The organism is Brevundimonas sp. CEF1 (genome assembly GCF_051353055.1).
In the GTDB taxonomy this organism is placed as follows: domain Bacteria; phylum Pseudomonadota; class Alphaproteobacteria; order Caulobacterales; family Caulobacteraceae; genus Brevundimonas.
In genome coordinates, this window is the sequence record NZ_CP195593.1 from 590,937 (window position 1) to 613,388 (window position 22,452).

Here is a 22,452-nt window from a genome sequence, read left to right on the forward strand (position 1 = left end):
ATCACAGTCGGGTACAGATGAATGCATTTCCGACACAATACATCCAACGGCCAGGCTGGCCCGATGTTCGGCACCTTTGAAATATTTTTCCAGCACTAGACAAAGGTTACGACAAAACCATTTTTCCCGTTGGGTCGCGCGACGAGACCACACACTCCGCTGGTAAGCGCCTGGGCCAGGCGGACCTGGTCAGTGCCGCTATCGGCATGTAACGACCGCACTTCGGCCCTTGTTACCGCATCGCGACGCGTTGCCCATTTGCCAGAGCGCCCGTCATCATGGCCGGGGTCGGGCCATGATGACGGGCGAGTTGTCGATTCGAGCGCTTCGCGCCGCTTCGGATCGATGGGTCAGTAGTGAATGACTGAGCGGATCGACTTGCCTTGATGCATCAGTTCGAAGGCCTCGTTGATCTCCTCCAAACCCATCGTGTGGGTTACGAACGGGGCCAGATCGATATCGCCTCTCATCGCGTCCTCGACCATGCCGGGGAGCTGTGTCCGTCCCTTGACGCCACCGAAAGCGGACCCCTTCCATACGCGGCCCGTGACGAGCTGGAACGGGCGGGTGGAGATTTCCTCGCCCGCGCCGGCAACGCCAATCACGATCGACTGACCCCAGCCACGGTGCGCTGATTCAAGCGCGGCGCGCATGACGTGGACGTTGCCGATGCACTCGAAGGTATGATCGATGCCCCAGCCCGTCATCTCGATCAGCACTTGCTGGATGGGCTTGTCGTGGTCCTTGGGGTTGATGCACTCGGTCGCGCCGAACTGGCGTGCCAGTTCGAACTTGGACGGATTGGTGTCGATGGCGATGATGCGACCCGCCTTCGCCTGGCGCGCACCCTGAATCGCCGCGAGGCCGATGCCGCCGAGGCCGAACACGGCGACCGAGTCTCCGGGCTGGACCTTGGCGGTATTGTGGACTGCGCCGATGCCGGTCGTGACGCCGCAGCCGAGCAGGCAGACATGTTCGGGGTTCGCCTCGGGATTGATCTTGGCGAGCGAGACTTCGGCGACGACAGTATATTCACTGAAGGTTGAACAGCCCATGTAATGATAGAGGGGCTGACCATTGTACGAAAAGCGGGTGGTCCCATCGGGCATCAAGCCCTTGCCCTGCGTTTCGCGGACAGCGACGCACAGGTTGGTCTTGCCCGACAGGCAGAAGTCGCACTTGCCGCACTCGGCGGTGTAGAGCGGAATCACGTGATCGCCCGGCTCAACGCTGGTGACGCCTTCACCGACCTCGACAACGATGCCCGCGCCCTCGTGGCCCAGAACCACCGGGAAAACACCCTCCGGATCACTCCCCGCCAGCGTGTACGCGTCGGTGTGGCACACACCGGTGTGCGTCACCCGTATGAGGACTTCGCCTTTCCGGGGTGGGGCGACATCGATCTCGACGATTTCGAGTGGCTTGCCCGCCTCGAAGGCTACAGCGGCGCGAGATTTCATGTTGGGATACCCTCGTTGACTTAAACTGATTGCTGGTGCGAGGCCGTTGCGTCAGCGCAAATCCGTCGACATTCTCATACTGGCAGGGAGTATTTTTATCATACTCCCTGCCAGTATAAAAGAGGTGTCCTAACGAGGATCTCAAACCAGAGAAGGCAGCAGGGGCTGGCTTCTAGCCTAGCGCGACATCGCTTACGTAGAAGAAGAAACTCACCACGACGATGGCGGCAGAGCGGTCGCAGCGATGCCACATACCGCTCTGTCTAGCTTACTTGACCGCGAGAACATCCCAGCGCTCGATGACCGGCGGCGTGGCCAGAAGCTCATCGGCGTTCTGCATGAGTGCTGCCGCGATCGGACCGTTGAGATGTGCGGTTCTGTCGCCATCATTCTGAAAGGCGTCAAAGATCGCGAAACTGCTTGGTCCGAACTTTACAGCATACCAGACCGGAGTACCCGTTTCGGCTTGTGCCAACGGCAGCGCGTCCTTCAGAAACTTTTCCAAAGCCGCTTCTTTGCCAGGCTTGGCGTCGAGCCGCACGAATAAGCCCATATGTGTCATCTTCATCGTCTCCATCTTTGGGTGTGGTTGGGTTGACTTCGAGCTGCCTGTCGTATTCGCCATTGCGCTTGTCGCGCCGGTGGCGACAACGAGGGCCGCCGTGAGCAGGAACACTTTAATGGTCCTAATTTTCTTCCCTATTTGATCGCGCCATCGTCGGCCGCGTCGCTAGACTATCATCGCAGCGGAGCGTTAGCGCTTGGCAGAATTGACAAACCTGATACCATTCTCGCCATGAGTACAGCTACGACAATTTTAGCGCTAGATGGGGTGTTCGATACTGGGCTTGCGGCGTTTCAGGACACCTTAGCGACGGCGCGCGACTTGGCGCCCCCCGCCTTGCGTGAAAGTTTGAACTCGTCGGTTTCCAGCATTCGTCGCGCAACACGTACAGCGCACGGCCTCGCAATCCCTACGGTTCGGGCCGACGCCCTCCCGACTCCCGGCTTTGTCTTCGTGCCGGCATTGGGAGCGAAGACGGAGGAAGGCATTGCCGACGCCCTTGCTCATCCCGATGTAAAGCGAGCTGTCGAACTATTGCGAACCTGGCAGGCAAATGGTGCGACTATCGCTGCCGCTTGTACGGGGACATTCGTCCTCGCCGAGACGGGATTGTTAGACAAACAAGAGGCGGCCACCAGTTGGTGGCTCGCGCCTTTCTTTAGAGCCCGGTATCCCAGCGTTGCACTCGATGACAGCCGTGCGCTGGTGGGTAACGACAGGGTCGTTACCGCAGGCGCGGTGCTCGCACATTTTGATTTGGCGCTCTGGTTCGTTCGTCAGCGGAGCCCCGAACTGGCCGACACCGTCGCTCGCTACCTAATGCTCGATCCTCGCTCGCCTCAAGCCACCTATGCCATCCCGGATCATTTGCGCCACGCCGACCACCTGGTGATGCTCTTCGAGAAGTGGGCGCGTGAAAACCTCGATACGGGCTTTTCCTTGGAGCAGGCCGCGGCCTTTGTCGGGACAAGTGAACGAACTCTTTCCCGCAGAATCAATATGGTGCTGGGCCGCTCTCCATTGTCTTATTTCCAGAGCCTGCGCGTTGAACGAGCGGCTTATCTCCTGAGGACGACCAAATTGGGAATGGATGAGATCGCAGCCCGCACCGGCTATGATAATGCAGCCACTCTCCGCACTCTGCTACGTCGTAAGACTGGCCGCACCGCCTCAGAAATTCGCCGGACGAACCATTTAGGAGTGCAGGATTAGAACCGTGCCCGAGCGGTTTGGGACGGCTGGAGGGGCGGGACGTTAAGGGGTGAAGGAGGATGGCGATGCCTTCGCCTTTGTCCGTCGATTTACGCGAGCGTGTCGTGTCGGCCGTAGCCGCGGGCGCGTCCTGTCATCAGGCTGCAGCCCGGTTTGGGGTCAGCGTGTCCAGCGCCAGCCGCTGGTCGGATCGGTTTCGCCAGGAGGGACAGCTTGCGCCCAAGCCGTCGGGCGGCGATCATGCCTCGCACCGGATCGAGGCGCAGGCCGACCTGATCCTGACGATCTACGAGGCGCGGCCGGCGATCTTTCTGCGCGAACTGCGTGACGCTTTGGCCGAGCGCGGCCTGCAGACCAGCACGAGCAGCCTATCCCGCTTCTTCGCCCGGCGTGGCATCACCCGTGAAAAGGGGCGATCCACGCCGCCGAGCAGGCGCGCGAGGACGTAAGGGCAGCCCGCGAGGCTTGGTTCGAGAACCAGGACGCCCTCGATCCCGACAGGCTGGTTTTCCTCGACGAGACTGCCGCGGCCACCAACATGGCACGCCGCTACGGTCGGGCTCCGCGAGGCGAGCGCTGCCGGCTGGCTGTCCCGCACGGGCACTACAAGACCACCACGATCACCGCCGCCCTGCGCAGCGATGGCCTGTGCGCCACTTCCCTGTTCGACGGCGCCACCAACGGCGCACGCTTCCGGGCCTACGTCGCCGACACGCTTGTGCCCGCGCTCAAGCCCGGTGACACCGTCATCCTCGACAACCTGCAGGCCCACAAGGTGGCAGGCGTGCGTGAGACCATCGAGGCCGCCGGGGCGCGGATGCTCTACCTCCCGCCCTACAGCCCGGAATTCAATCCCATCGAGCAGATCTTCGCCAAGCTGAAGGCTCTGCTCCCGACAGCGGCGGCCCGCGCCGTCCCTGATCTGTGGCACGCCATCCGGCAGGCTTTGGCTCCCTTCACGGCAGATGCGTGCCGCAACTCCCTTGCTGCCGCCGGCTACGATACCGACTTGGCCGTCGCTACGTGACCGGGCACGGCTCTAAGTGCGGGAGAACACGGGCAAGAAAATGAGCCTGAAATCGTCATTTGAGATAAGTACGCAGAATCTTCATTACGCCCTCCACGCCGTCATCGTGATCGCCACCTGCGCCTCCGACGGGCCGATCCGCGCCCGCACCGAATGTTTCCCTGAGATGACTCTGCATCACTTCTGCCATCAGTCCATTTGTCGCACCACGCATGGCAACAATTTGCTGCAGCAGGGGAGCGCAATCGGCCCCCGCTTCGATCGCGCGTTCCAGAGCGTCCGCCTGACCCTTGATGCGCCGCAAGCGTGTGATGGCTCGCTTCTTGTCCTCTGATGAATGTGGCATCGCGTTTTCCCGAGAAATCGCTCCAGCATACTATACAGGGGGGGAGTTTCAATCCTGCACAGAGCCGGGCGTTTTTCTAATCGGGCGAGGTTCCGGTCATGCTCTCAAGCCCTCGCCACGAGCAGCCTCGGCATGGGCGCCGAGGGTCCGATCCTCTGTCGGGGAAGGGGGGAGCGATGGCTCACTCCCCCCGGTATGCCGGTCAGACCGTAACGACGACCTTGCCGATCTGGTCGTTCGATTCGAGGAAGCGGTGAGCGTCCTGGATGGCGTCGAGCGGGAAAGTGCGCGCGATCCGCGGCTTGAGCCCGCCCGATTCCAGACCCGCCACGATGAACGCCTTGGCGCGATCGAGGACGGCATCGTCCGAGACGATCTCGCTGTAGAGATACCCCTTGAGCGTGAGGCTCTTGCCCAGCACGGAGAACAACGGGAACGGCGTCGGTTCGCCGCTGAGCGCGCCATATTGGAGCAAGATGCCGCCGCGTGCCATGCTCTCGGTCAGCGGCTCAAACGACGGGCCTCCGACCGGATCGAGCACCACGCGCGCACCCTGACCATCGGTTATCTCCATCACCCTCGCTACCAGATCCTCTTCCCCGGTCGCGACGACATGATGTGCACCGGCATCGATCAGGGCCTGGCGCTTGGCGCCGGTACGCGTCGTCGCGATTACCGTCGCGCCGACCATCCGCGCAATCTGGAAGGCAGCAAGGCCGACGCTGCTGGAGGCAGCAGTGACGATGACGAAATCGCCCTCGCCGAGTTTCGCCTGCTCCACCAGCGCACCCCAGGCGGTGACATACTGCATCCACACGGCCGCGGCTTCCTCGAACGACAGCGCCGCCGGATGCTTGACGACGAGGCGGGCGGGCACGTTGGCGACCTCGCCATAAGTGCCCCAGCGCGCGATATCGAGCGGGGGGATGACGCTGACGGCTTCGCCTTCCGCAAACCCGGTCACGTCCGCGCCGACCGTAACGACAGTACCGGCAGCCTCATAGCCCAGGCGGCTCGGGAACTCGGCTTCCTGAAGGTAGGCATGGTTGCGGAACATCACCTCGGCGCGGTTTATGCCTATCGCCTTCACCGCGATCTGCACTTCGTCGGCCGCGGGCGCGGGGACTGCCACATCTTCAATCCAGAGGACGCTGGCGTCGCCATATTCGTGGATACGGACGATGCGGCTCATTGGAGACTCCTTGATTATTGAATGATCGTTCTGTAAGGGGGTGGACCACCAGTTTCAAGATATTATTTATCGATCGTTCCATATCGTGCGCCAGAGATGACAGAGACGAAAGCCCGTCGCCGCGCGGGTCGCCCTCGTGTGTTTGACACTGACGCTGCGCTCGACAAGGCGGTGCGGCTGTTCTGGCAGCGCGGCTACGAGGCGACATCGATGGCCGATCTGGTGGCGGAGACTGGCGTCGCCGCCGCCAGTCTTTATGCAGCGTTTGACAACAAGGCGGGGCTATTTGCGGCGGTGATCGAGCGCTACGCCGCGACGTTCAGCGTCCACATCTATGCACCCATCAACGATCCGGCGTTGTCCACCTACGAGGCCGTCAAAGGCCTGCTGGAACGAGCGGCGTCATCATTCTCGGAACCTGGAACGCCGGCCGGCTGCTTCATGTATTCGGCAGCGGCAGCCGTTTCGCCGGCGTCCGCCGCCATAGAATGCCTGCTGCGCGACAAGCGCATCGCGGCGGAGGCCCTCCTGATCGAGCGTCTGCAACGCGGCGCCGCGCAGGGCGAGCTTGCGGCCAACACCGATCCGGCCGTGCTAGGCAAATTCATCAATACGGTCATGGAAGGCATGTCCGTTCAGGCGCGCGACGGCGCTACGATCAACGAACTGCTCTCCATCGCCAAAATGGCACTCGATCGATGGCCGGCCGCGATATGATCGTTACATGGTGGTCATCTGCCAATCCGCCTCCCGCGACCGAGCAGTCGAACTGATCTAATAGGACGGATGCACATGAAACACGTGACATTGCCCGGCGGGGAAGTGGTTCCTTCAATGGGTCAAGGCACCTGGAAGATGGGCGAACGTGCCGAGCGGCGATCCGATGAAATTGCCTCGCTGCGCGCCGGTGTCGAGCTGGGTATGACGCTCGTCGATACAGCGGAAATGTACGGCGACGGTGCGGCGGAAGTGCTGATCTGCGAAGCGCTCGGCGACCGTCGCGACGAGTTGTTCCTCGTCAGCAAGGCGTATCCACAGAACGCATCGCGCTCCCGCCTTACCGGTGCGTGCGAGGCGAGCCTGAAGCGGCTCGGCACCGATCGGCTCGACCTCTACCTGCTCCACTGGCGGGGATCGGTGCCGCTCGCTGAGACCGTGGAGGCAATGAAGGCGCTTAAATCGGCAGGGAAGATTCGGCATTGGGGTGTCAGCAACCTCGATACCAACGATATGGACCAGCTTGTCGCTGCCGGCGGGGATGGCTGCGTAACCGATCAAATCCTCTACAATCTCGTCCGTCGAGGCCCTGAGTTGGACCTGTTGCCGTGGCTCGCCCAGCACAAAGTGCCAGTGATGGCGTATAGTCCCGTCGAGCAGGGACGCCTCACAAGCCATCCCGCGCTCGACAAAGTAGCGGCCCAGGCTGGCGCAACCCCTGCGCAGGTCGCACTTGCCTGGACGTTGCGCCACGATGGCCTTATCGCCATCCCGAAAGCGAGTTCGATTGCACATGTGCGGGAGAACCGCGCTGCCGCAGATATCGTCCTCTCCGACGCCGACCTTGCGACACTCGATGCGGCATTTCCCCGGCCAGCGAGCCGTCGCCCACTCGAAATGCTGTAGCGTCAGATGGCGACATCCTCTCTCAAAGCAACCGAACGCAAATCGGACCGCCTTGAGGCATTCGTGGACGCGGTGCTGGCAATTGCCATCACCCTCCCGGTGACCGAACTACACGCACCAGAGCCGACTGACGGCGACCCGGCACGGTGGATGCTGACTTCGGCTAATCAGTCCAGGATTTTGTCGATCGTGATCGGTATCGGCACGCGACAGTACGCGAGACTGGTCGATCAATGGATCCGTTTGATAGATCTGGAGCCCGCGGCTTACGGCACCCATAGCCTCAGGCGCACGACGGTCTCACTCGTCTACAAGAAGACCGGCAACCTGCGCGCATGCCAGCTGCTTCTCGGTCACCGCAAGCTGGAGAGCACCGTACGCTACCTTGGCATCGAAGTTGACGACGCCTTGGAGCTCTCTGAGCAGATCGATCTCTGACACCGACCGGGTCCGCTCAGCGGACCCGGCGTTCGTCCGCTAAGGGTGGAAAGCGGACTGGCGTTCTCAAGTCGCTGGCATGAGGAAGGCAGCAACCGCTGAACGGAGTTGCTCGCGCATTACGACGGCGCGTTCGTGACTGAGGTCAAACTTACTGTTCAGATCGCGGGTGATGGCCATACCGGCGAGAAAGCCCATAAGTAGGCGCGCACGGACATCTGCGTCCTCGCCCCCGATCCATGCTTCAAGGTCGCGAAAGCCTTGGTGACCCAACGCTTCATCGATGAGGCGTTTGGCCTTATCTGATCCAGCGGAGCGCATCAGAACGAGCAAGTCGCGCAGCACCCTTCCGCCAGTTGGAACCGCCAGAACATCATCCGTCACGCGCTCAGCGAAGCTCTCACGATCTCCCCAGCGACGCTGCCAGTTCACGCTCCCAGATTTGATCACTTCGACGAAAAGCTCGTCCTTTCCACCGAAGTATCGGCTGATCAGCGAAGAATCGACGCCCGCGCGCGCTCCAATCGAGCGGACTCCGACTGCCTCGAAACCCTCCTCAGCGAAGAGGTCCAGCGCAGCCCGAAGGATCGCGTGTCGGGTAGCTTCGGCATCCCGCGTTGGAGTGGTGGTGGTCATAAGCCATCTATAGCGGAACTGATCTAACTATGTCCGCAACGGGTCGAGAGCGGACGCTCAACAAGGTGTGTTGCCGAGGTCCGGTTTCCGGCGTTGAGTGAATGACCGCTCCTGGCGCATCGCCGCCAATCGCGGGGCGCGGACCTTCATAGTCAATCTACCGCCAAGAGCAGCTCGATGCGGTTTTGATAAAGCGCCGAAAGGGCGGCGGGATCTGCGAGGTTGTTTCGTGATGAAAGGAATGCTCGCTGGGAGACGCGGAGGGCTTGGCGGTCCCGGCTGAGAGCCGAGGCGCGAGTATAGGCCATGGCCAGCATCCGGTCCTGCATAGCAAGTGCCGGCACTGTGCAGACGCTTTGCTCGCCTGCCGTGCGAGCTGCTCCGCACTCGAAGGATGGGCCGGCGGCATTGAGAGGTTCGATATAGACGGGCGAGGCGTATGCGTTCTTTCCTAGGAACCACTGAAGAGCCTCCGGATAGGTCGCAAAGGTCAGTTCGGCTTCGGGCGGGCAGGCGTCCTGGGTGCGGATCCGGCACGCCTTGGGGAGGTTCCAGTCGGAAGCCTGATCATAGGCGCCGAGCATGAGACTCCAGGCTGCGTCGAGCTGGCCGAGCCGGGCCGCCGTTGCGACGAAGGCTGCGCAGGCGCCGTTCGAACCCGCTAGGCAATCCGGTCGCACCTCTTCCAGATAGGCGGCGTAGGTCGGGCGGAAGGCGCGTTCGGTCGAGAGCGTTGAGATCTTGCCCTGATGGACCTGCTTGATGACGGGCGGCGCGGCGCTCTCGGCATAGGAGGCGAAGGCGTAGAGGAAGGCCTGGTCGACGAAGACCATCTCCTTGCGGCCGTCATTATCGAGGTCCTTGGGCGTCGCCGGGACGTCTCCGTCCCATGACCCCAGTTCCGAGCGGTTCCAGCGGCCGTCTCGACGTTCGAACACCGTCACCTCGGTGCAGCAGTGGGCGCCGCCGCTGTAGTCGGCGACGATCAACTGACGCGTGGGATCTGCGGCGTCCATCTGCACGACCATGAAGATCAGGTTCGCCCAACTCGACCCAGAGGTCTGATGATCGAGGGCCGCGCCGTCAGGCGCGATAATCTTGAGCTGCGCCGCTGGGAGACCTTCACGGTCGACTGTAGGCGCGACGGTCAGGCTGTAGCCGCCGACGCGGTAGGTTCGAGCGAGGTCGTCGCCCTTCCATGTGATCCACTGACCTTCCAAGTCCGTGTCGTGAAGGGGAGCGACGGTCTCGGCTGCGGGCGCAGGCGGCGAGGAGAGAGAGCGGGTGCGGGTGCTCTCGCCTCCGGCGAGCACGGCGACGACGACGCCCAGTGCGACCAGACCGAGAAGCCAGGGCCAGGATGGACGTTTGTCTCCGTCCGAATGCGGGGCGGGGCGCGTGGAGGACGGCTTCTGACCTAGGTCCACGAGATGCGAACCTCGATCGCTTGGCCGACGAAGGCGGCGTAGGCGCCATCGACTCGCATGCGGTAGAGGGCGGCGGCGCGGACGGCGGCCTGGCCGTAACGGCGGCCCGGCGGGGTTTCCGACTCGGCGAAGCAGGCGAAGAGAGTTCCGTCTTCCGCCACCATGCATCGAATGACGGCGCTGCCGAGCGGCTGACGCGGCGCGCCGGAGGGGCGCAGACGATCCAGATAAGCGGCGGTGGTTTGGTCGAGCCAGACGGGCTCGGTGGGCACTGGTTCGACCGCTGCTGGAGCCGCAGGGGCGAGCGGGGCGGCCGTAGCAGGGACCGCGCCGAGAGAAGGCGTGGCCACGGTTACGCCCAGGCCGTCGAGGGTCGCCAAATCGAGATAGCCGGACCGTTTCCACAAGGCGACAGGGATGACCTCGACCGAATACTGGCAGCGGCTGCGCGTCGCCCGCGCCCGCAACCTCTTGCAAGAAGGCCTTCTGTCCACGGACCAGGTCGCCTGGGACGTCGGGTATTCTGATCCGAGCGCCTTTCGCCGGGTCTTCAACCGCGTGGTCGGCCTGACCCCCGCCGAATATCGAAATCGATTCAGGGGGCGAGGGGGCCGCGACGATATCTGAATATCGACTTGCAGGCTGATACCGAGTGCCTGCTTATGGCGCGTTCAAGTCAGGAACAATGCCGACAGGCAGGTGCGCCTTGTCGTGCTTGCCGACACGCTGGATCAGCGACTGCCCGGCCTCGTTCATGCCGATGACCCGCACCTCCGCGCCCTGACGGCGATAGCGGAACACCACCTTGTCCACGGCGACGACGGCGGTGAGGTCCCACAGATGCACGTCGGTCATGTCGATCTCGACACGGGTCGGCTGGCCATGATGCTCGAATGAGGCGGCGAAGACGTCGGCCGAGCCGAAGAACAACTGGCCGCTGACGCGATAGCGCAGCACGCCGGGCTCGGCGGTTTCGATGTCCTGCACGACGATAGTCTTGCCCAGCTTCCGCATGAAGAAGATGGCTGACAGGATCACGCCCAGCACCACGCCCTTGGACAGGTCATGCGTGACGACCACCGTGATCGTGGTGGCCAGCATGACGATGGAGGACTGGACCGGGGTCGAACGCAGGCTCAGCACTGACTTCCAGTCGAAGGTTCCGACCGAGACCATGATCATCACCGCCACAAGCGCGGCCATCGGAATGCGCGCCACCCAGTCCTGAAGCACCAGGATCAGAAACAGCAGGAACAGGCCCGCCCACAGGGTCGACAAGCGCCCGCGCGCGCCGGAGGTCACATTGATGATTGATTGGCCGATCATGGCGCAGCCCGCCATGCCGCCGAACAGAGAGGCGGCGATGTTGGCGATGCCTTGCCCGCGGGTCTCGCGGTCCTTGTCCGACGGCGTGTCAGTGATGTCGTCCAGAAGGTTGGCGGTCAGCAGGGATTCCAGCAGGCCCACGAAGGCCAGGGTCGCCGCGACCGGGGCGATGATGGTGAAAGTCTCCCACGTCAGGGGGACGGCCGGGAGATGGAACATCGGCAGCGTCGAGGGCATCTGCCCCATGTCGCCGACGGTGCGGACATCCAGTCCGGACCAGATGACGAAGGCGCTGATGACCACAATAGCGATGAGGGGCGACGGGATCGCCTTCGTGATCCGCGGTACGCCGTAGATGATCGCCAGCGATGCCGCGACGAGGGCGAAGGTCTGCCAGTTGGCGCCGATCAGCTCGGGCATCTGCGCAAGGAAAATCAGGATGGCTAGCGAGTTGACGAAACCGGTCATCACGCTGCGGCTTACGAAGCGGATGTAGCGACCCAGCTTCAGCAGCCCGACGATGATCTGGAATACCCCGGTCAGCAGAGAGGCGGCGAATAGGTATTCAAGCCCGTGGTCCCGGACGAGCGTGACCATGACCAGGGCCATGGCGCCGGTCGCAGCTGAAATCATCGCGGGGCGACCGCCGACGATGGAGATGGTCACTGCGATAATGAAGCTGGCGTAGAGGCCTACCGCCGGATCGACCCCGGCGATGATGGAGAAGGCGATCGCCTCGGGGATCAGGGCGAGGGCGACGACCGTACCAGCGAGCAGGTCGCGGCGCGGGTTGGCGAGCCATTGCTGGCGCGCGGAAATGATTAGAGACATTGGAGGTTCATCAAGATGAGCCGCATCCCGCAGCTCGGTTTCCTGACGGATGAGCGGTCAGGATAGCCACCGGCCACACTGCGAAGAGGGCGCGGTCCAAGTTGAGACCCATCTCATGCCTTCAAGCTACGGACGAAGCAAGCGACGAATCCGACTCAGAATTCACACTGGCGAAGCGTCATGTTTGCCGAATGGCCCGGATGTTCGCATGCGGCGAAGAAGTGTCTATCGTCCATGACCTCAAGATAGGGCAAAGCGGCCAGCAGCCGCGCCTCCCAGGATCAGCAGGGGCATCCATCGCGGTTTGAGGGTCCATGCGGCGATCAGTGCGCCGGCGAAGATCAAACCTGCGATCCCGAGCGACGGTACGGAGTGAGCCGTTGTCCAGGCCAGTTGAAGCGAGGTGGCCGCGATCACGCCGACGACGGCTGCGGCCACGCCCGCCATAAGGCGGTGCAAGGCCGGGTTCTCGACGACGGCCTCCAGATGGTTGAACAGCACCATCGAGAAGGCGAAGGCTGGCAGGAAAATTCCGGCCGTGACCGCCAGGGCGCCTGCCCAGCCGCCGACCACATAGCCGGTGAAGGTGCCGAAAATCACCAGAGGCGCCGGCAGGACGCCGGCCAGAGCCACCCCGTCCAGAAAGACGCCATCTGGCAACCAACCGCGTCCGACGGTATCAGCGCGCACATAGGGGATAGCGGTATAGGCGCCGCCAAATGTCAGCAGGCCGCCTTTCAATCCGGCGGCGAACAGGGCGGCGAGCTGAGGCGACGGCTCGGCCGAAATCCCGACTGCCGGCGGTGCGACCTCCAGATGGATACCGAACAGGAGGGCGGTGATAACGGCGGCGGCCACGATGGCGGCGCCTACCCACGGGCGTTGCTCTAGGGCGTAGATCAGACCGCACGCCAGAAGGGGTATCCAGAACGGCGCGTGCAGCAGGGCGGCTGCAAAGGCTCCGATCGCCAGAGCCCACAACAGACGGTCCTCCAGGACGTGGGAGCCGATGCGATGGACGGCGCGGATGATGATGGCGACCACGACGATCTGGACGCCCAAAAGCAGACCGGTCAAGCCAGACTGTCCGGCGATGAAGCGTTCGTAGAGCCAGGCCGCCGCCAGCATCAGGACGAACCCGGGCATCATGAAGCCCAGACCCGCGAGAAGGCCGCCGATCCGGCCGCGCGCCATCATGCCCATGTGGACACATAACTCGTGCGCTTCAGGACCGGGAAGCACCTGCATGACGGCAAGCAGACGGTTGAAGCGTGGGCTTGAGATCCATCGTTCATCGTCGACGAGGGTGTGACGGATCATGGCGATCTGGGCCACGGGGCCGCCGAAGGCGAGCATGCCGAAACGCAGGAATTTGAGGAAGAGCGCCGCCAAGGACAGTCGGGGCGGTCCCATGGCGTCTGAGGGAGCGGTCATGCCTTGCCTCATGGATCATGTGTTCTGGCGACAAGGCGGCGTTCAACGTCGCGATCGCGCGTACTGTCTATCATTGATCGCGTTTGGCAGGTCTACGTTGCGGAACAGAACGAGGGCCCTCGTGGAAGCCGTTCATCAGGCCGTCGTGATCCTCAAAGGTCCGGCAGCGCCTGATCGGCCCGGCCCCACGAGGAAAGACCTTTCGATCTCGCGCGCTTCAGGAGTTCGAGCTGGTCGCCGACATGGAATTGCGCAGGGCTGGCGATGGTCTCCATCTCCTTCCAGGTGATCGGCGCCGCCACGGGCGCGCCTTCCCGCGAGCGGACGCTGTAAGGCATGACCGCCGTCGCGCCGCGCTGATTGCGGAGATAATCGACAAAGATACGGCCCTTGCGCTGGGCCTTGGGAAGGGCGGCCGTGAACTTGGCCGGCTCTGCCTGAGCGACCGCGATCGCGAGACGCCGGGCGAAATCTTTCACTTCAGGCCACTCGGCCTCGGGGATCAGGGGCGCGATGACATGAACGCCCTTGCCGCCGGTGACCATTGGAAATGTATCAAGACCGATGTTCTTGAGGATATCGCGAAACCGAAAAGCGGCGGATCGCACGGCTTCAAAATCCAGACCGACATCCGGGTCGAGATCGAACACCAGGCGGTCGGCCTTTTCGACGTCTTCGATGCGTGCGCCCCAGCCGTGGAACTCTATGGTTCCCATCTGGACACAGGTCATCAGACCTTCCGGCGTATCGAGGTAGAGGTAGGGTTCAGTCTCGCCGTCTTTCTCCTCTATCGCCACATGGCGCACGGCTTCGCCGAAGCTTCCGGCCTCGTGCTTCTGGAAAAAGCACTTCTTAGACCGGCCCTGCGGACATCGCACGAGGCTGACCGGACGAGAGCCAGCCCAGGGCAGCATGATAGGCGCAACGGCGGCGTAGTAGTCCGCTAGCTGACCCTTGGTGATCTGACTCTCGGGAAAGAGGATCCGTTGAGCGTTGCTGATCGGCACGATCTCGCCACCCGGCGCTGGCGTCTCCAACGCCGGCTTCTCAACAACGACCGCTTCGGGCTTCTTGTCATCGCGCAGGCCGAGATAGCTCGGGTGACGCAACGTGCCTTCATTGGTCATTTCAGTGAAGGCGATTTCCGCGACCAGCCGGGGGCGGAGCCAGTGGGCGTCCCGAACCTCGGCGCGGGGCGCCTTGACGGTGGGATTGTCCTGTTCGAGCGGTTTCATGACCTCCAGGAGCCGTTGCAGCTCCATCGTATCGAAGCCCGTGCCAACCTTGCCTGCATAGCGGAGGGCGCCGTTGTCATTGACGGCGAGGATCAAGGAGCGGAAGGCGCGCGATTTGTCTGAGGGAAGCCATCCCACCACAACGAACTCCTGACGCTGGATGCATTTGGTCTTCACCCAAGCCGCCGAGCGCGCGCCGACGTACCGGCTGTCGGCCAGCTTGGACACCACCCCCTCCAGGCCGTTCGCGCAAAAGCTGTTCAACAGCTTTTCGCCGCTGCCCCGAATGTGATCGGAGTAACGGAGCCGTCCCGGCGTCTTAGGAAGCAGGTCGCGCAGAAGAGCCTTGCGCTCGAGCAACGGTCGCGACGACAAATCCTCCCCGTTAAGCGCGAGAAGGTCGAAAGCGACATAGGCGATCTTGCCGGGTTCGCCCTTCAGAGCGCCTTGCAACGTCTGGAAGCTGGAGCGCCCTTCGGCGTCGAACACGACAGCCTCGCCGTCGAGCACCGCGGAGTCCACCTTCAGGGACGCAGCGGCGTCGACGATCCCCGAAAACTTCTCCGACCAGTCGAGTCCGGAGCGCGTAAAGGCTCGAGCGCGACTTCCGCCGACGACGACCTCCAGCCGGTAGCCATCGTACTTCATCTCATGCAGCCAGCGATTTCCTCCTGGCACGGCGTCGACGAGCGTGGCGAGCTGCACGGGACGAAAAGCGGGCAGGGCGGTCGTGGTCTTGGGTCTGGACCGTATGGAGCGTTCTGCGGTCATGGCTTGGGGCCGCCTCGGCCAGGCCTAGTTTGTTGGCAGCCCGGCTGATGAGGGGCGGCGAATGAACGGAACGGGCGTCTGGGCGATCTCGCAGGGATCAGGTTGCGACTAGGCATGGAGGCTCCTTTCCATGGCGCAACGCACCTCCCGAAGGAATGGCGCCAATGGCATTGCTATCGACGCTGTTCCTGGTGCGCAGAAGCCGGATAGCTGACCGTCCCGTCGGGATGAATGACAGCGCCTGCTGTCAATCGAGCCTTCTCCAACCTGCCGTGCCCCATGATGTGAATGACAGTCTCCCCCCTGGCGAGAAGGTTGTCGGCGATGAGCCGTCGATGACACCGCCACCACACTGCTTCCGAGCACATGATCGCACTAGGTTGGCGCCGCCCCGTTTCGATCAACTGCTCTAACCCGGCGTGGAAAGAGGCGGAAAGAGCGTAATCGGCGTAGTTGTGGAAGCTCGTGTTCTCCCAGTAACCGTTGCTGTCGTCGGCCACATCTTCGATCCGACCGCGCCTCCCGCCCAGTCCGACATTGTGGTCGTAGGCTATCTGGTGCTCCGCCAGCCTGTGCGGAAGTGTTTCCTGGTTGAACTGAGGATTGGCTCTGGATCTCGGAATCTTGCGGACATCGACGACTTTTAGGATCTGTGCTTCCTGCAGAAGGGCGACGAGATCTTCAAAACTTCGGTTCGAGTGCCCGATCGTGTAGAACGGCAGCGTCATTCTCGGCGTCGCACATAATCCAGTGCGCTCCCCTTGTGAGCTGCGATGTGATCTGTCCTGTCGCTCCTGATCTCATATTGAGGTTCTGCTCTGGAAGCGCGGTGCGTGTGGCCTTTGTAATCGAAGTCGCGTGTGTGAACCCGAGTGATTCGGCCGGTTACTCGCCCTGCCTCGGAGTTCCAGCTCACATGATCTCCGACATCGAACGTCTTAGGCATTTTGATCTCCGTGCGGAGACAATCTGACCTGGTCGATTTCGTTCCGGCATTGAAGGGAACGAAAATGGGCCGGTCGCGTCCGTCGATATGCTGATGAGCAGAACGATCTTGATCGCGCCGTGTCGGGCTAGGCGACACGATCGTGGGAGGCGGTCATCAGGTTTTTCCAACCGTCGAATGATGTAGATCGAGCGGTTAGGGCGATTGACCGGCGCTAGAGCACCCTGATCATTCGATAGTTGCGAAAGATCTGGCCGCGGAGTTCGACGTCCTGTTCCCAGGCCACCTTGAAGCCGCTGCGTTCAAAGAACGGCTTTGCCGTGATGCTCGCGTCCGTACATAAAGACGACAGCTTTTGTTCGTGAGCCTTGAGCAGGATGTGGTCCATCAGGCTCTTGGCGACGCCGCGACCCTGATGTTCGCAATGAACGAATAGCATATCGATATGGCCGGTCGGCCCGAGGTCGCTGAAGCCTGCGATTCGATTCATATGTTCTGCGATGAACGTCGGCTTACCCTCAAGGCGCTCGGACCACTGGACCAGGTTAACCGCAACCGGCGCCCAGGCCTCGATTTGAGCCGGACTGTAGTCACGGCTGGCGATCTTTCTGACCGAGCCGTTGAACAGTTCGACGACAGCAGTCAAATCAGCCGGATCATACGGACGAATTCGGATCGAGTTCATGCGACTGGATTTGGCATGGTGAGGGTTTCCAGCCAAGCTTTACGCGGCCGCAGCTTCCGTGACCGGCGTGCCGCTCATGCCGCCAGACCCGCTGCAATGAGATGAAGGGATTCCGGACGAAGGTGGGTGTACCGTCGGAGCATCTTCCAGTCCTTGTGGCCGGTGACCAGCGCGACCTGGTGGATTTGGAAGCCCGCCTCGAACAGGCGACTTGTCCCTTCATGGCGAAGGTCGTGAAAATGGAGATCGATGATGCCGAGCGCTTTGCAGGCTCTCGTGAACGCGGCGCCGGCTGACCGGTGATTGAAAGGGAAGATGCGGGCGTCCGCGTTTGTCTGCGAGGAACGCCGCTCTTCAATGAGCGCCACGGGGTCAAAGCCGCTGACTGAAAGAAGTGGAATACGCTGGTCGTTGCCCGATTTTTCGCGAGGGTCCTTGCGATCGCGGATGGTCAGCATCTTGGTCCGCGCTGCGTAGTCACCCCAGACGACCTTGAAAATCTCTTCCTGGCGCATCGCCGTCGCGACCGCGAAGCGAATGACGGCGCCCATGGGAATGGTTTGACGAGGCTTGTCCTCGAAGTGGCGGATCAAGCGCTCCAGTTCTTCATCGCTGGGACGGCGATCTCGCTCGACGCCCTTGCCAATCAAGCCAAGGCGCTTGAGGGCGAGGCGGGCCATATCAATAGCCTCAACCGAGACAGTCAGGCCGTGAACCGCTGCGGCATGGGAGAGGATGAGCTTGATCGCGCCGATGTCGATGCTCAGCGTCATGGGGCCGGCGCCTTCGGTGGCGCGTCTCCGACCGAAGTCGATGAAGAGTTGTCGATCGAGTTGGGCGATCTTCTTCCCGCCCAAGCGCGTTTTCAGCATCTTGAGCGTCGCCGCTTTCGATCGCCTGGGCGCCTTCCCGACGGACTTCATGTCGTGGATGTGCAGGTCGATGAGCTCGCCAAATGTGCGCAGCTTGGCCGAACGGGACGGAGTGGGAACTTCTCCGCGATCGATCCGTCCCTCGGCTTCGGTCGCCCACCGCCGGGCGTCATCGCGTTTGAGGAAGGTCTCGCTTATATAGCGACCCTTCCGTCTTACCTGGACCCGCCACGTTCCTGACGGGAGTTTCGAGTAGGTCGCCATTTCGTGTGCGCTCTGTGTGCACTGAGGTGTCGAAAACCCGGAAAAAACGTCGCAACACGTCGCAAATTCGAGTGCACACGCCGCCTTCCAACTTTTTGATATTACGGAAAAAATGCCGATAAATCAAGCCCATAGGCTGTCCGTGGCGCCCATGATGGACTGGACCGACCGCAACTGCCGGGCGTTTCACCGTGCGCTGAGCAACCGGGCGCTGCTCTATACCGAGATGGTCACGGCCCCGGCGGTGATCCACGGCGACCGCGAGCGGCTGCTGGGCTTTGACGCCGTCGAGCATCCGGTGGCGCTGCAACTGGGCGGGTCGGACCCGGCCCAACTGGCCGAGGCGGCGAAGATCGGCGAGGCCTACGGCTATGACGAGATCAATCTGAACGTCGGCTGCCCCTCGGACCGGGTGCAGTCGGGCAAGTTCGGCGCCTGTCTGATGCGCGAGCCGGAGCTGGTGGCCGACTGCATGGCGGCCATCAGGGAGGCGGTCAGCGTCCCGGCCACCGTCAAATGCCGCATCGGCGTCGATGATCAGGACCCCTTGATCAGCCTGTTCGCCACGGTGGACGCCTCGGCGGCGGTGGGCATCACCAGCTTTGTCGTCCATGCCCGCAAGGCCTGGCTGAAGGGCCTGTCGCCCAAGGAAAACCGCGACGTGCCGCCGCTGGACTATGATCTGGTGCGGCGTCTGAAGCGCGAGCGGCCGCATCTGACCATCTGCATCAACGGCGGCGTCGGCGATCTGGATCAGGCCGAGGCGCACCTCGATGCATCCGACGGCGTGCAGCTGGATGGGGTCATGCTGGGCCGCGCCGCCTATCACGAGCCGGCCCTGCTGGGGCAGGTGGATCGGCGGCTGTTCGGGATGGACGCCCCGGACATCGATCCCTTCGTCGCCATCGAACGCTATCGCCCCTACATGGCCGGGCGACTGGCCGAGGGCGCCCATCTGGCCGGCATGGCGCGGCATATGCTGGGCCTGATGCACGGTCGGGCCGGGGCGCGGGCCTTCCGCCGCATCTTGACCGTCGAGGGCGTCAAGGCCGGGGCCGGGCTGGAGGTGGTGGACCGCGCGGCCGAGGCTGTGCGCGAGGCCGAGGCGCGGCAGGCGCGGCTGGGTGAAGCCGTAGAAGCGGCCTGATCTTTACTTTCGTCATCCCGGCCTTGAGCCGGGACCGCCCAAGGCGCCGGCGCTTCTTGCGGTCCCGGACAGCGGCTGCGCCGCTTCCGGGATGACGGGGAGGAAAGCGCCCGCTATGCCCAAGCCATGACCGCCTTGCCCCTGTCCGAACTTCTGATGATGTTCACCGCCCTGATCGCGGCGGGGGCGGTCGCGGGCCTGATCGGCGGTCTGTTCGGGGTCGGGGGCGGGACAGTGCTGGTGCCGGCGCTGTTTTACGCCTTTTCGGTGCTGGGCGTGGGGGGCGAAAGCAATCTGCACGTCGCCATCGGCACTTCGCTTCTGACCATTGTCGCCACCTCGCTGCGGTCGCTGGCGACGCATCGGGCGCATGGGGCGGTGGACGAACAGGTGCTGAAGACCTGGACGCCCTGGGTGGCGTTCGGCGGTCTGGTCGGGGCGGCCATCGCGGGCTTCACCCCGATGGAGGGGCTGGCCATCGTCTATGGCGTCTGTCTGCTGCTGATTGCCATGCAGATGGGGTTGCTGCCTGAACATGTGACCCTGAGAAAGGACCTGCCGACCGGCTGGGGACGGCGCGGCGTGGGGACGGGCATCGGTCTGCTGTCGGCCATGATGGGCGTCGGCGGCGGCAGTTTCGGCGGCATGACCATGACCCTGTGCGGACGGCCCATCCATCAGGCGGTGGCCACGGCCAGCGGCTTCGGCCTGGCCATCGGGGCGACCGCGGCCCTGGGCTTTGCGGTCTTCGGCTGGGGCGCGCCGGGGCGGCCGCCGCTGTCTCTGGGCTATGTGAACGTGCCGGCGGCGGTGATCATGGGGCTGCTGACGGCCTTGACGGCTCCCTATGGCGCGCGGCTGGCGCACCGGCTGAACCGCAGGGTGCTGCGCCGCGCCTTCGCCGTCTATCTGTTGCTCACTGCCCTGTCGGTGGTGGTGAAGGCGTTGTGACTACGTAGATGTCCGCTGTCGGACGATAAGGCTTTGGCGAACAGCGGGGCGTTAGGGAGCAGCTACTGTCCTCCCCCCGAGCGTAGAAAATGCTGCAGAACCTGTCCGTCCCCAAGAAGCTGATGCTGTCCTTCGCCGCCGTGATCGGCGCCTGCGGGATGGCGACCATGGTGGTCCTGTGGGCCGTGACCGTGCTGCAGCGCGCCGACGCCGCCAACGCCGCCTCGGCAGAGATGTTCAAGGCGTCAGACCTGGTCCTGGCCGCCGCCGTCGAGCAGCAGAACGCCATGCGCGCCTTTGTGGCGACGCGCGACGCCGACTTCATTCCGAAATATGAGGAGCCGGGCAAGGTGCTGGTCTCGCGCCTGGCCGACTTGGCGGCCGCTGACGTCAACGCCGCCTATGGACAGGAGCAGGCGGCGCTGAAGGCCGCTGTCGACGCCTTCCATCAAAGCGCTGACGGTCTGATGGGCCTGGCCCGTGATCCCGCCACCCAGCCCCAGGCCGTCGCCGGTCTGGAACATGGCGCGCGTCTGGCGGACATCCGCGCCGCCGTCGGCGCCATTCAGGAAAAGGAGGCGGTGGTCGCCGCGGCCAACGCCAAGGCCAAGGCCTTCGCCTACAAGGAAGCCTACTGGAGCTTCGCCATCGGCGGGGTGGTGGCCCTGATCATCGCCCTGGGCGCCGTCGCCTGGCTGATCGGGGCGTTGAGCCGCCCGGTCGAGGCCATGACGCGGGCCATGGGACGGCTGGCGTCGGGCGATCTGAACGTCGCCATTCCGGCTGTCGGTCGCCGCGACGAGATCGGCCACATGGCCGCCGCCGTCCTGACCTTCAAGCAGAACGCCGAGGAAAAGGTGCGTCTGGAAGCCGAGGCTGAGGTCCAGCGCGCCGCCGCCGAACAGGCGCGCATCGCCCAGGCAGAACGCGACGCCGAGGCGGCTCGTCAGCAGGCTGAGGTGGTCGAGGGCATCGCCGCCGGTCTGGATCGCCTGTCGAACGGCCATCTGGCTTTCCGCCTGAACGCGACCTTCGCGCCCGAGTATGAAAAGCTGCGCGCCGACTTCAACGCGGCCATGGCCAAGCTGCAGAGCACGATGAGCGTCATCGTCGACCGCTCCAGCGCCATCGGCGCCAGCGCCCACGAGATTTCGCAGGCCTCCAACGACCTGTCGCGCCGCACCGAGCAGCAGGCCGCCGCCCTGGAAGAAACCGCCGCCGCCCTGGAGCAGATTACCGCCACGGTGTCGCGCTCGGCCGAGAACGCCGTCGAGGCGGGGGGCGTGGTCAAGGCCGCCCGCAGCGAGGCGGTCGACGGTCAGGCCGTCGTGGGCCGCGCCGTCGTGGCGATGGGCGAGATCGAGCGTTCGTCCAACGAGATCGGCAACATCATCGGCGTGATCGACGAGATCGCCTTCCAGACCAACCTTCTGGCCCTGAACGCGGGCGTGGAAGCGGCGCGTGCGGGCGACGCCGGTCGCGGCTTTGCGGTCGTGGCGTCGGAAGTGCGGGCTTTGGCCCAGCGCTCGGCCGAGGCGGCGAAAGAGATCAAGGCGCTGATTTCCGACTCCAGCCGTCAGGTCGGCGAGGGCGTGCAACTGGTCGGCGACACCGGCGAGGCCCTGAAGCGGATCGGTGGTCAGATCGAGCGCGTCACCGCCATCACCGGCGAGATCGTCGCTTCGTCGCAGGAACAGTCCAGCGGCCTGCAACAGGTCAACACCGCCGTGGCCCAGATGGATCAGGTCACGCAGCAAAACGCGGCCATGGTCGAGGAAGCCACCGCCGCCAGCCATTCCCTGGCCCAGGACGCCCGCGAACTGGATCGGATGATGGGTCAGTTCTCGCTGGAAGAGACGGCGATGGACGCGCGCGGTCAGCAGCGGATGCTGGAACGCGCGGTGGCGTAAAAAGAAGGCTTTTCCTCCCCATGCAATGGGGAGGGGAACCGCGTAGCGGTGGAGGGGGCGACGCAAACGTATCCCGTCGTGCCGCCCCCTCCGTCACGTCGGCTGCGCCGCCGCGCCACCTCCCCATCGCTGTGCGACAGGGAGGAAAGAAACT

At 63.4% G+C, this 22,452-nt stretch carries 22 protein-coding genes, 2 pseudogenes and 1 other annotated feature; of the genes and pseudogenes, 10 read left to right on the plus strand and 14 right to left on the minus strand.

Annotated features, from left to right (window positions below; genetic code table 11):
- Nucleotides 1-350 precede the first annotated feature (350 nt).
- Together ACR9FL_RS02985 and ACR9FL_RS02990 are read right to left on the minus strand one after the other, a co-directional pair.
- Nucleotides 351-1,460, minus strand: coding sequence for an S-(hydroxymethyl)glutathione dehydrogenase/class III alcohol dehydrogenase (locus tag ACR9FL_RS02985; protein WP_436357080.1), 1,110 nt, complete (start codon nt 1,458-1,460; stop codon nt 351-353).
- 268 nt (nt 1,461-1,728) lie between these two features.
- On the minus strand, nt 1,729-2,136 hold the full coding sequence (locus ACR9FL_RS02990) for a putative quinol monooxygenase (RefSeq protein WP_436357082.1): 408 nt from the start codon (nt 2,134-2,136) through the stop codon (nt 1,729-1,731).
- Between the two features lie 120 nt (nt 2,137-2,256).
- Between ACR9FL_RS02990 and ACR9FL_RS02995 the strand changes: the two genes are divergently transcribed.
- Both ACR9FL_RS02995 and ACR9FL_RS03000 read left to right on the plus strand, forming a co-directional pair.
- Nucleotides 2,257-3,237: a GlxA family transcriptional regulator gene (locus ACR9FL_RS02995; RefSeq protein ID WP_003601689.1), complete on the plus strand. Its 981-nt coding sequence runs from the start codon at nt 2,257-2,259 to the stop codon at nt 3,235-3,237.
- Between the two features lie 65 nt (nt 3,238-3,302).
- Nucleotides 3,303-4,264 (plus strand): IS630 family transposase gene (locus ACR9FL_RS03000; protein ID WP_436357084.1). Its coding sequence is split into 2 segments (ribosomal slippage): nt 3,303-3,642 and nt 3,642-4,264, totalling 963 coding nucleotides; the frame shifts between segments, so codons are not numbered across the junction.
- A gap of 55 nt (nt 4,265-4,319) precedes the next feature.
- Here the strand turns inward: ACR9FL_RS03000 and ACR9FL_RS03005 are convergent.
- Together ACR9FL_RS03005 and ACR9FL_RS03010 are read right to left on the minus strand one after the other, a co-directional pair.
- Nucleotides 4,320-4,610, minus strand: coding sequence for a metal/formaldehyde-sensitive transcriptional repressor (locus tag ACR9FL_RS03005; protein WP_436357086.1), 291 nt, complete (start codon nt 4,608-4,610; stop codon nt 4,320-4,322).
- A gap of 202 nt (nt 4,611-4,812) precedes the next feature.
- Complete coding sequence (locus tag ACR9FL_RS03010; protein WP_436357087.1) at nt 4,813-5,802, minus strand: zinc-dependent alcohol dehydrogenase family protein; 990 nt, start codon at nt 5,800-5,802, stop codon at nt 4,813-4,815.
- A 138-nt stretch (nt 5,803-5,940) separates the two neighbouring features.
- On the opposite strand from ACR9FL_RS03010, the gene ACR9FL_RS03015 reads away from it, so the two are divergent.
- The 4 genes and pseudogenes from ACR9FL_RS03015 to ACR9FL_RS03030 form a co-directional block, all read left to right on the plus strand.
- Nucleotides 5,941-6,519 (plus strand): TetR/AcrR family transcriptional regulator, encoded by a 579-nt coding sequence (locus ACR9FL_RS03015; protein WP_272815273.1) that lies wholly within the window; start codon nt 5,941-5,943, stop codon nt 6,517-6,519.
- Nucleotides 6,520-6,594: 75 nt separating this feature from the next.
- A complete protein-coding gene (locus ACR9FL_RS03020) occupies nt 6,595-7,425 on the plus strand; it encodes an aldo/keto reductase (protein WP_436357088.1) in 831 nt (276 codons plus the stop codon).
- Between the two features lie 6 nt (nt 7,426-7,431).
- Nucleotides 7,432-7,548: pseudogene (locus ACR9FL_RS03025) on the plus strand (TMEM175 family protein); the annotation flags it as partial.
- A 75-nt stretch (nt 7,549-7,623) separates the two neighbouring features.
- A pseudogene (locus ACR9FL_RS03030) lies at nt 7,624-7,863 on the plus strand (tyrosine-type recombinase/integrase); the annotation flags it as partial.
- Nucleotides 7,864-7,929: 66 nt separating this feature from the next.
- On the opposite strand, the gene ACR9FL_RS03035 reads toward ACR9FL_RS03030, so the two are convergent.
- The 3 genes from ACR9FL_RS03035 to ACR9FL_RS03045 all read right to left on the minus strand — a co-directional run bounded on the left by ACR9FL_RS03035 (nt 7,930) and on the right by ACR9FL_RS03045 (nt 10,198).
- The gene (locus ACR9FL_RS03035) at nt 7,930-8,499 is read right to left on the minus strand and encodes a TetR/AcrR family transcriptional regulator (RefSeq protein WP_436357090.1); all 570 of its coding nucleotides are present in this window, start codon (nt 8,497-8,499) and stop codon (nt 7,930-7,932) included.
- 152 nt (nt 8,500-8,651) lie between these two features.
- Nucleotides 8,652-9,926 (minus strand): lysozyme inhibitor LprI family protein, encoded by a 1,275-nt coding sequence (locus ACR9FL_RS03040; RefSeq protein WP_436357091.1) that lies wholly within the window; start codon nt 9,924-9,926, stop codon nt 8,652-8,654.
- Nucleotides 9,917-10,198, minus strand: a complete 282-nt coding sequence (locus ACR9FL_RS03045; protein ID WP_436357093.1) for a hypothetical protein — start codon at nt 10,196-10,198, stop codon at nt 9,917-9,919. The genes ACR9FL_RS03040 and ACR9FL_RS03045 overlap by 10 nt, the downstream gene beginning before the upstream one ends.
- 145 nt (nt 10,199-10,343) lie before the next feature.
- On the opposite strand from ACR9FL_RS03045, the gene ACR9FL_RS03050 reads away from it, so the two are divergent.
- On the plus strand, nt 10,344-10,553 hold the full coding sequence (locus tag ACR9FL_RS03050) for a helix-turn-helix domain-containing protein (protein ID WP_436357094.1): 210 nt from the start codon (nt 10,344-10,346) through the stop codon (nt 10,551-10,553).
- Between the two features lie 33 nt (nt 10,554-10,586).
- Here the strand turns inward: ACR9FL_RS03050 and ACR9FL_RS03055 are convergent, their stop codons facing one another.
- The 7 genes from ACR9FL_RS03055 to ACR9FL_RS03085 form a co-directional block, all read right to left on the minus strand.
- The gene (locus tag ACR9FL_RS03055; RefSeq protein WP_436357095.1) at nt 10,587-12,083 is read right to left on the minus strand and encodes a SulP family inorganic anion transporter; all 1,497 of its coding nucleotides are present in this window, start codon (nt 12,081-12,083) and stop codon (nt 10,587-10,589) included.
- A 36-nt stretch (nt 12,084-12,119) separates the two neighbouring features.
- Nucleotides 12,120-12,184, minus strand: a sequence feature (sul1 is cis-regulatory element that is thought to sense ions involved in sulfur or methionine metabolism; They are found in Alphaproteobacteria).
- A 139-nt stretch (nt 12,185-12,323) separates the two neighbouring features.
- A complete protein-coding gene (chrA, locus tag ACR9FL_RS03060; protein ID WP_436357096.1) occupies nt 12,324-13,517 on the minus strand; it encodes a chromate efflux transporter in 1,194 nt (397 codons plus the stop codon).
- Between the two features lie 152 nt (nt 13,518-13,669).
- Nucleotides 13,670-15,523, minus strand: a complete 1,854-nt coding sequence (gene ligD, locus ACR9FL_RS03065; RefSeq protein ID WP_436357097.1) for a DNA ligase D — start codon at nt 15,521-15,523, stop codon at nt 13,670-13,672.
- A 173-nt stretch (nt 15,524-15,696) separates the two neighbouring features.
- The gene (locus tag ACR9FL_RS03070; RefSeq protein WP_436357098.1) at nt 15,697-16,251 is read right to left on the minus strand and encodes a DUF488 domain-containing protein; all 555 of its coding nucleotides are present in this window, start codon (nt 16,249-16,251) and stop codon (nt 15,697-15,699) included.
- Nucleotides 16,248-16,469 carry a DUF2945 domain-containing protein gene (locus ACR9FL_RS03075; RefSeq protein ID WP_207822953.1) on the minus strand — a complete coding sequence of 74 codons (222 nt, stop codon included), beginning with the start codon at nt 16,467-16,469 and terminating at the stop codon, nt 16,248-16,250. Before ACR9FL_RS03075 ends, ACR9FL_RS03070 begins: the two co-directional genes overlap by 4 nt.
- A gap of 214 nt (nt 16,470-16,683) precedes the next feature.
- Nucleotides 16,684-17,154 carry a GNAT family N-acetyltransferase gene (locus tag ACR9FL_RS03080; RefSeq protein WP_436357100.1) on the minus strand — a complete coding sequence of 157 codons (471 nt, stop codon included), beginning with the start codon at nt 17,152-17,154 and terminating at the stop codon, nt 16,684-16,686.
- 74 nt (nt 17,155-17,228) lie between these two features.
- On the minus strand, nt 17,229-18,290 hold the full coding sequence (locus ACR9FL_RS03085) for a site-specific integrase (protein WP_436357102.1): 1,062 nt from the start codon (nt 18,288-18,290) through the stop codon (nt 17,229-17,231).
- A gap of 112 nt (nt 18,291-18,402) precedes the next feature.
- On the opposite strand from ACR9FL_RS03085, the gene dusA reads away from it, so the two are divergent.
- From dusA to ACR9FL_RS03100, 3 genes are all read left to right on the plus strand, one after another.
- On the plus strand, nt 18,403-19,437 hold the full coding sequence (gene dusA / locus ACR9FL_RS03090; RefSeq protein ID WP_436357103.1) for a tRNA dihydrouridine(20/20a) synthase DusA: 1,035 nt from the start codon (nt 18,403-18,405) through the stop codon (nt 19,435-19,437).
- Between the two features lie 126 nt (nt 19,438-19,563).
- Entirely contained in the window at nt 19,564-20,388 is an 825-nt protein-coding gene (locus ACR9FL_RS03095; protein WP_436357105.1) for a sulfite exporter TauE/SafE family protein, read from the plus strand.
- 89 nt (nt 20,389-20,477) lie between these two features.
- A complete protein-coding gene (locus tag ACR9FL_RS03100) occupies nt 20,478-22,298 on the plus strand; it encodes a methyl-accepting chemotaxis protein (protein WP_436357106.1) in 1,821 nt (606 codons plus the stop codon).
- The last annotated feature ends 154 nt before the right edge of the window (nt 22,299-22,452 follow it).

Bases quoted from the DNA above. Each gene is read 5' to 3' on its own strand.
- ACR9FL_RS03070 (WP_436357098.1), bottom strand. From the start codon at position 16,251: ATGACGCTGCCGTTCTACACGATCGGGCACTCGAACCGAAGTTTTGAA.
- ligD (WP_436357097.1), bottom strand. From the start codon at position 15,523: ATGACCGCAGAACGCTCCATACGGTCCAGACCCAAGACCACGACCGCC.
- ACR9FL_RS03005 (WP_436357086.1), bottom strand. From the start codon at position 4,610: ATGCCACATTCATCAGAGGACAAGAAGCGAGCCATCACACGCTTGCGG.
- ACR9FL_RS03055 (WP_436357095.1), bottom strand. From the start codon at position 12,083: ATGTCTCTAATCATTTCCGCGCGCCAGCAATGGCTCGCCAACCCGCGC.
- ACR9FL_RS03020 (WP_436357088.1), top strand. From the start codon at position 6,595: ATGAAACACGTGACATTGCCCGGCGGGGAAGTGGTTCCTTCAATGGGT.
- dusA (WP_436357103.1), top strand. From the start codon at position 18,403: ATGCCGATAAATCAAGCCCATAGGCTGTCCGTGGCGCCCATGATGGAC.
- ACR9FL_RS03075 (WP_207822953.1), bottom strand. From the start codon at position 16,469: ATGCCTAAGACGTTCGATGTCGGAGATCATGTGAGCTGGAACTCCGAG.
- ACR9FL_RS03100 (WP_436357106.1), top strand. From the start codon at position 20,478: ATGCTGCAGAACCTGTCCGTCCCCAAGAAGCTGATGCTGTCCTTCGCC.
- ACR9FL_RS03050 (WP_436357094.1), top strand. From the start codon at position 10,344: ATGACCTCGACCGAATACTGGCAGCGGCTGCGCGTCGCCCGCGCCCGC.
- ACR9FL_RS02985 (WP_436357080.1), bottom strand. From the start codon at position 1,460: ATGAAATCTCGCGCCGCTGTAGCCTTCGAGGCGGGCAAGCCACTCGAA.
- ACR9FL_RS03080 (WP_436357100.1), bottom strand. From the start codon at position 17,154: ATGAACTCGATCCGAATTCGTCCGTATGATCCGGCTGATTTGACTGCT.
- ACR9FL_RS02995 (WP_003601689.1), top strand. From the start codon at position 2,257: ATGAGTACAGCTACGACAATTTTAGCGCTAGATGGGGTGTTCGATACT.
- ACR9FL_RS03085 (WP_436357102.1), bottom strand. From the start codon at position 18,290: ATGGCGACCTACTCGAAACTCCCGTCAGGAACGTGGCGGGTCCAGGTA.
- ACR9FL_RS03035 (WP_436357090.1), bottom strand. From the start codon at position 8,499: ATGACCACCACCACTCCAACGCGGGATGCCGAAGCTACCCGACACGCG.
- ACR9FL_RS03010 (WP_436357087.1), bottom strand. From the start codon at position 5,802: ATGAGCCGCATCGTCCGTATCCACGAATATGGCGACGCCAGCGTCCTC.
- chrA (WP_436357096.1), bottom strand. From the start codon at position 13,517: ATGACCGCTCCCTCAGACGCCATGGGACCGCCCCGACTGTCCTTGGCG.
- ACR9FL_RS03095 (WP_436357105.1), top strand. From the start codon at position 19,564: ATGACCGCCTTGCCCCTGTCCGAACTTCTGATGATGTTCACCGCCCTG.